Below are 6,176 nucleotides of genomic sequence, written 5' to 3'. Positions count from 1 at the left end.
TTTATTGCGGTCCGGGTTTTTTCCATTTTTTCCACCCCCTTGGGGCACCCGCCCCGTTTTGGGCCGGGTGCCCCGGCCCTTTTTAACCGCCCCCCGGGCGGGGGGGGGGCCCGGGGGCAGTTCTGGAAGGACGTGTCCCGTCGACGTGTTCTGACGAGATGTTCTAGAGCACGCACTCCGCCTCGGCGTACCGCTCGGCCGGGACCGTCTTCAGCGTCTCGACCGCTTCCGCCAGCGGGACCATCACGATGTCGGTGCCGCGCAGCGCGGTCAGCATCCCGAACTCGCTCCGGTGCGCCGCCTCCACCGCGTGCCAGCCGAACCGGGTCGCGAGGACCCGGTCGTACGCGGTCGGGGTGCCGCCGCGCTGGACGTGGCCGAGGATGACCGGGCGGGCCTCCTTGCCGAGCCGCTGCTCCAGCTCCCCGGAGAGCCGCGTGGCCACCCCGGCGAACCGCTCGTGGCCGTAGATGTCCTTGACGCCCTGCTCGAACTGCATGGAGCCCTCACGGGGCTTGGCGCCCTCGGCGACCACCACGATGGCGAACTTCTTGCCCGCCGAGAACCGCTTGCCGACCAGCGCGGTCAGCTCGTCGATGTCGAAGGGGCGCTCGGGCACCACGATCGCGTGGGCGCCGGCGGCCATCCCGGAGTGCAGGGCGATCCAGCCGGTGTGCCGGCCCATGACCTCGACGATCAGCACCCGCTGGTGCGACTCGGCGGTGGTCTTCAGCCGGTCCAGCGCCTCGGTCGCGACACCGACGGCGGTGTCGAAGCCGAAGGTGACGTCGGTGGAGGCGATGTCGTTGTCGATCGTCTTCGGGACGCCGACGATGGGCAGCCCGGCCTCGGAGAGGAGGTTCGCCGCCTTCAGCGTGCCCTCGCCGCCGATCGGGATGATGGCGTCCAGACCGAGGTCCGCGACATGTCCGCGGGCCCGCTCCACACCGTCGCGCAGATGCGCGGGCTGGACGCGGGAGGAACCGAGGATCGTGCCGCCGCGGGCCAGGATGCCGCCCACCGCGTCGAGGTCGAGCTTGCGGTAGTCGGCCTCCAGCAGGCCCTTCCAGCCGTCGTGGAAGCCGATGACCTCGTCGCCGTGGTCCACCACCGCGCGGTGCACGACGGAACGGATGACGGCGTTGAGGCCGGGGCAGTCGCCGCCGGAGGTGAGTACGCCAATGCGCATGGCCCGGAAACCTTTGCAACGTGTAAGTCGACGACCGGACCACACCGTCCGGTTGGATCCCCGCCACCCTACCGGCGCAGAGTGGCGGGGCCGAACCGGCCGTCCGCTTGCTGGACTTCGCTCAACCGAGCGAAAAACCCCTCAGGCGGGCTTTCGCTCAATCGAGCGTCAGCCCTCTCAGGAGGGCTTTGCTCGTGCGAGCGGAGAGCGCCTCAGGCGGGCTGCGTCGCCGAGGCGATCCGCTCGGCGCGCAGCGCCTCGTACCAGCGGTCGTCGGTGGGCGGCAGCGCGTTCACGTCGAGGGCCAGCTTCAGCAGCAGATCGGCGATCTGCGGGTTGCGGGCCATCACCGGGCCGTGCATGTACGTCCCGAAGACCGTGTCGTTGTACGCGCCCTCCGTGCCGTCCCCGGTGCCGTTGCCCCGGCCGAACTGGACCCGGGCGAACGGCCGTGCCGTCGGGCCGAGATGGGTGACGCCCTGGTGGTTCTCGAACCCGGTCAGCGGTGGCAGGCCGAGCTGCGGGTCGATGTCCGCGAGTACGTCGCCGACGCACCGCGCGCCCTCGCCGCGGGTGGAGACCACGTCGAGCAGGCCGAGACCCTGCTCGCGCTCACCGAGGTCGTTGACGAACTCGTGCCCGAGGATCTGGTAGCCCGCGCAGACCGAGAAGATGATCGCGCCGTTGGACGCGGCCCGGCTCAGTCCGCCGTCGCGGCGCAGCCGCTCCGCCGCGAGCCGCTGGGGCCGGTCCTCGCCGCCGCCGATCAGATAGATGTCGCCGGACGTCGGCACCGGCTGGTCGCTGCGCACGTCGACGCGCTGCACATCCAGACCGCGCTGCCGGGCCCGCCGTTCCACGACCAGCGCGTTGCCCTGGTCGCCGTAGGTGCTGAGCAGGTCGGGGTAGACCCAGACCAGACGCAGACCGTTGTTGCTCATGCTTCGTCCTCTCCGGAGGTGGCCGGGGCCGGGGTCAGTTGCCGACACGACGGCGCAGATCCTGGAAGGCGGTGTAGTTGGCGATGACCTCGATACGGCCGGGCGGGGCGTACTGCACGGCCTCGTCGAGGTTCTCGCAGACCCGGAAGTCGAGACCGGCCACTTCGAGGCGGACCGCGAGGTCCAGCTTCCGGTCGCCGAGCACGAAGATCGGGTGTCCGGCCAGCTGGGTGTAGTCCACGTCCCACAGCCAGGAGGTGTCCGTGCCGTCCGCGCCGCGGGCGTTCACCGAGAGGATCACCGGCGTGGGCGGCGGGTCGATCAGCGAGAACGTCTCCAGCCAGCCGGCCGGGTTCTTCGCCAGCAGCAGGCGCAGCTCACGGTTCTGGAAGGTGACGACGTCGTAGCGTCCGGCCACCGCCTGCACCTGGTACATCCGCTCCAGCGCGACCTGCGGCGGCACCCCGAAGACGGCGGCGACGGCCGCCGAACTGGTGGCGTTCGCCTTGTTCGCCCGGCCCGGCAGCTGGAGGTGGATCGGCCACGCCGAACCGTGCGGGTCCAGGACGTAGTCGCCGTTCAGCGCCCAGCTCGGGGCGGGGCGGCGGAAGCCGCACTGCCCGCAGAACCAGTCGTCGCCCGGGCGCTGCATCACACCGCCGCAGGACGGGCAGGACCAGGCGTCGTCCTTCCACGCCTGACCGGCCGCCACCCACACCACGTTGGGAGAGGAGGAAGCCGCCCAGACGACCAGCGGGTCGTCCGCGTTGGCGATGATCACGGCCTTCGAGCCGGAGAGGCCCTCGCGCCAGTGCTCGGCCATCATCCGGGTCTCCGCCGCGCGGTCCAGCTGGTCGCGGGAGAGGTTGAGCAGCGCGATGGCCTTGGGCGTGGTGTCCCGGGCCACCCCCGCCAGGTACTTCTCGTCGACCTCGATCACGCCGAACTTGGCGTCCGAGCCGCCGGCCAGCGCCGACGTGATGCCCGCGGGCATGTTCGCGCCCAGCGCGTTCGACACGACGGGCCCCGCGGCCCGCAGCGCCTCGGCGATCAGCCGGGTGGTGGTCGTCTTGCCGTTCGTCGCCGACACGAGGATCACGTCCAGGTGCTGCGCCAGCCGCCCCAGCAGGTCGGGGTCGAGTTTGAGCGCCACCCGGCCGCCGATCACCGATCCGCTGCCCCGCCCCGCGGCTCGTGACACCGCCGCCGCGGCCTTGCCCGCCGTCACGGCCAGTTTGGCCCGCGGCGACAACGGCTCCGTGTTGCCTGCCATCGTCCTAGATCCTCCTTGCATCGGTCCGCGCCCAGCCTATCGATGTCCGGCGCGGCGACCGCACCGCGGCACCACGGGAACTGACCGGCCCCGGCGGAACGTACGCTTGCCGCCATGCGAAACCGCCCGATCCCCGGCAGTTCCGGACTCGTCCGTGAGATGAGTCTGCTCGGCGACCCGTTGCTCCACCGGCCCTGCGAGGACGTCACGGATTTTGGTCCGTCGCTCGCGAAGCTGGTCGAGGACATGTTCGCCACGATGTACGCCGCACAGGGTGTCGGGCTCGCCGCCAACCAGATCGGCGTCCCGCTCAAGGTGTTCGTCTACGACTGCCCGGACGACGACGATGTCCGCCATCTGGGACACGTGGTCAATCCCGAACTGGTCGAGGCGGACGGACTCACCGTACGCGGACCGGAGGGCTGTCTGTCACTTCCGGGTCTGGAAGCGGGCACGGAACGCTTCGACCACGCGGTCGTCGAGGGCCTGACGATGACCGGCGAGCCGGTCCGGATCGCCGGGACGGGATGGTTCGCCCGGTGCCTCCAGCACGAGTGCGACCACCTGGCGGGCACCGTCTACACCGACCGGCTGACGGGGCTGCGGCGTTCCCGGGCACTGCGGGCGGCGCGCAAGGCGCCCTGGGCGCGGCAGGACTGAGCTGCACCGGGGCCCGCCCCGCGTAGGTCTAGAACCCCGGCCCGCCCCGGACATCGCGGTCGCCCGCCTCCGCCAGCCGCCCCCACAGCAGATCGGCGAGGCTGCTCACCAGCCGTTCGCGGGAGCAGGGCCGGTCGGCGAGCCACCAGTCGCCCGCCGCGTGCATCATGCCGACGATCCCGTGGCCCCAGATGCGGGCCATCTGTTCGCCGTCCGGCCCCAGGTCGACCCGCTCGACGATCACCTGGCCCAGCTCCTCGCCGAGGCGGCGCAGCAGCGGGGCGGAGTGCCGGCCGACGTCGAAGCCCTGTTCGGGGGAGGGGGCGGCGTCGTCCGCCCCGTCGGAGGGGTGCATCAGGAAGCGGTAGACCTGGGGGCGGGCCTCGATCGCGGCGAGATAGGTGTCGAGCGTGGCCTCCACCCGCGCCCGCCGCTCGGCGGGCGCGTCCAGCGCGGCACGCAACGCGCTCAGCAGCGCGTCGGTGTGGCGCTTGGCCAGCGCGCGGTACAGGCCGCCCTTGTCCCCGAAGTGGCGGTAGAGGATCGGCTTGGTGATCCCGGCCTCGGCGGCGATGGCGTTCATCGAGGCCTGCGGTCCGTCCCTGAGCACCACCCGGTCCGCCGCTTCCAGCAACTCGCGGCGGCGGCGCTCGGCCGCGGTCCGCTGTCGCTCGGAGCTTCGTGCGGTCTCCATGTCGTCTCTCCCACCCCTGGCCACGCGATGCCGTCGCACCGCTCCTGCACGCCCGCGCAACGTAACACCCCACGGGGCGGGCGCCGGATCGGCTCCATGACGGTTGACAGTACCTACTTGCCGGTAACAGACTGTGGTTACCGCTAGTAACGTACGGGTTTTCGCCGCAGTGCCTGGAGGGGAACATGGCCGAGTTCACGCTTGAGCTCAACGACGACCAGAAGCAGGTCAAGGAGTGGCTCCACGGCTTCGCGGCGGATGTCATCCGCCCCGCCGCCGCGGAGTGGGACGAGCGTGAGGAAACGCCCTGGCCCGTCATCCAGGAAGCGGCCAAGGTCGGCATCTACTCCCTGGACTTCTACGCCCAGCAGTTCTTCGACCCTACGGGGCTCGGCATCCCCATGGCTATGGAGGAGCTCTTCTGGGGCGACGCGGGCATCGCCCTGTCGATCGTCGGTACGGGCCTGGCGGCCGTCGGCGTCCTCGCCAACGGCACCGAGGAGCAGATCGGCACCTGGATCCCGCAGATGTACGGCGACGCCGACGACGTGAAGGTCGCCGCCTTCTGCTCCTCCGAGCCCGACGCCGGCTCCGACGTCGCCTCCATGCGCACCCGGGCCGTCTACGACGAGGCCAAGGACGAGTGGGTCCTCAACGGCACCAAGACCTGGGCGACCAACGGCGGCATAGCCAACGTCCACGTCGTCGTCGCCGTCGTCGACCCCGACATCGGCTCCAAGGGCCACGCCTCCTTCATCGTGCCGCCGGACACCCCCGGCCTCTCCCAGGGCCAGAAGTTCAAGAAGCACGGCATCCGCGCCTCCCACACCGCCGAGGTGGTCCTGGAGGACGTCCGCGTCCCCGGGCACTGCCTGCTCGGCGGCAAGGAGAAGCTCGACGAGCGCCTCGCCCGCGCCCGGGAGCGCGCCAAGGCGGGCGGCGAGCGGGTCAAGAACGCGGCCATGGCCACCTTCGAGGCCTCCCGCCCGGCCGTCGGCGCGATGGCCGTCGGCACCGCCCGCGCCGCCTACGAGGTCGCCCTCGACTACGCGAAGACCCGCAGCCAGTTCGGCCGCCCGATCATCGACAACCAGGGCATCGCCTTCCAGCTCGCCGACATGCGCACCCGCATCGACGCGGCCCGGCTGCTGGTCTGGCGCGCCTCCTGGATGGCCACCACCGGCAAGCCGTTCACCTCGGCCGAGGGCTCCATGTCGAAGCTGTACGCGAGCGAGACCGCCCGGGACGTCACCGCGCAGGCGATCCAGATCCTCGGCGGCAACGGCTTCACCCGCGAGTACCCCGTCGAGCGCATGCACCGCGACGCGGCCATCTACACCATCTTCGAGGGCACCAGCGAGATCCAGCGCCTGGTGATCGCCCGCACGCTCTCGGGCATGCCGATCCGCTAGCGGACAG

6 protein-coding genes are annotated in these 6,176 nt (G+C 71.2%); 2 read left to right on the top strand and 4 right to left on the bottom strand.

Annotated features, from left to right (window positions below):
• Nucleotides 1-163: 163 nt before the first annotated feature.
• The 3 genes from JS521_RS05120 to JS521_RS05110 all read right to left on the bottom strand — a co-directional run bounded on the left by JS521_RS05120 (nucleotide 164) and on the right by JS521_RS05110 (nucleotide 3,403).
• On the bottom strand, nucleotides 164-1,189 hold the full coding sequence (locus tag JS521_RS05120) for a 6-phosphofructokinase (protein WP_205081520.1): 1,026 nt from the start codon (nucleotides 1,187-1,189) through the stop codon (nucleotides 164-166).
• A gap of 212 nt (nucleotides 1,190-1,401) precedes the next feature.
• Nucleotides 1,402-2,130, bottom strand: a complete 729-nt coding sequence (locus JS521_RS05115; RefSeq protein ID WP_205081519.1) for a type 1 glutamine amidotransferase — start codon at nucleotides 2,128-2,130, stop codon at nucleotides 1,402-1,404.
• Between the two features lie 34 nt (nucleotides 2,131-2,164).
• Entirely contained in the window at nucleotides 2,165-3,403 is a 1,239-nt protein-coding gene (locus JS521_RS05110; RefSeq protein WP_010062348.1) for a MurT ligase domain-containing protein, read from the bottom strand.
• Nucleotides 3,404-3,517: 114 nt separating this feature from the next.
• On the opposite strand from JS521_RS05110, the gene def reads away from it, so the two are divergent.
• Nucleotides 3,518-4,063 (top strand): peptide deformylase, encoded by a 546-nt coding sequence (def, locus tag JS521_RS05105; RefSeq protein ID WP_205081518.1) that lies wholly within the window; start codon nucleotides 3,518-3,520, stop codon nucleotides 4,061-4,063.
• A gap of 28 nt (nucleotides 4,064-4,091) precedes the next feature.
• Here def and JS521_RS05100 read toward each other — a convergent pair whose 3' ends face one another.
• On the bottom strand, nucleotides 4,092-4,757 hold the full coding sequence (locus tag JS521_RS05100) for a TetR/AcrR family transcriptional regulator (RefSeq protein ID WP_205081517.1): 666 nt from the start codon (nucleotides 4,755-4,757) through the stop codon (nucleotides 4,092-4,094).
• Between the two features lie 185 nt (nucleotides 4,758-4,942).
• Here JS521_RS05100 and JS521_RS05095 point away from each other — a divergent pair, with 185 nt between their 5' ends.
• Nucleotides 4,943-6,169: an acyl-CoA dehydrogenase family protein gene (locus tag JS521_RS05095; RefSeq protein WP_006122871.1), complete on the top strand. Its 1,227-nt coding sequence runs from the start codon at nucleotides 4,943-4,945 to the stop codon at nucleotides 6,167-6,169.
• The last annotated feature ends 7 nt before the right edge of the window (nucleotides 6,170-6,176 follow it).

This window comes from Streptomyces durocortorensis (assembly GCF_016901035.1).
Lineage (GTDB): Bacteria > Actinomycetota > Actinomycetes > Streptomycetales > Streptomycetaceae > Streptomyces > Streptomyces durocortorensis.
The sequence above is the reverse complement of the archived record's forward strand: the minus strand, read 5'-3'. Positions and strand labels throughout refer to the sequence as shown.

What these genes read in the sequence shown, in the direction of transcription:
- JS521_RS05095 (WP_006122871.1), top strand. Translation starts at nt 4,943, where the DNA reads ATGGCCGAGTTCACGCTTGAGCTCAACGACGACCAGAAGCAGGTCAAG.
- JS521_RS05115 (WP_205081519.1), bottom strand. Translation starts at nt 2,130, where the DNA reads ATGAGCAACAACGGTCTGCGTCTGGTCTGGGTCTACCCCGACCTGCTC.
- def (WP_205081518.1), top strand. Translation starts at nt 3,518, where the DNA reads ATGCGAAACCGCCCGATCCCCGGCAGTTCCGGACTCGTCCGTGAGATG.
- JS521_RS05120 (WP_205081520.1), bottom strand. Translation starts at nt 1,189, where the DNA reads ATGCGCATTGGCGTACTCACCTCCGGCGGCGACTGCCCCGGCCTCAAC.
- JS521_RS05110 (WP_010062348.1), bottom strand. Translation starts at nt 3,403, where the DNA reads ATGGCAGGCAACACGGAGCCGTTGTCGCCGCGGGCCAAACTGGCCGTG.
- JS521_RS05100 (WP_205081517.1), bottom strand. Translation starts at nt 4,757, where the DNA reads ATGGAGACCGCACGAAGCTCCGAGCGACAGCGGACCGCGGCCGAGCGC.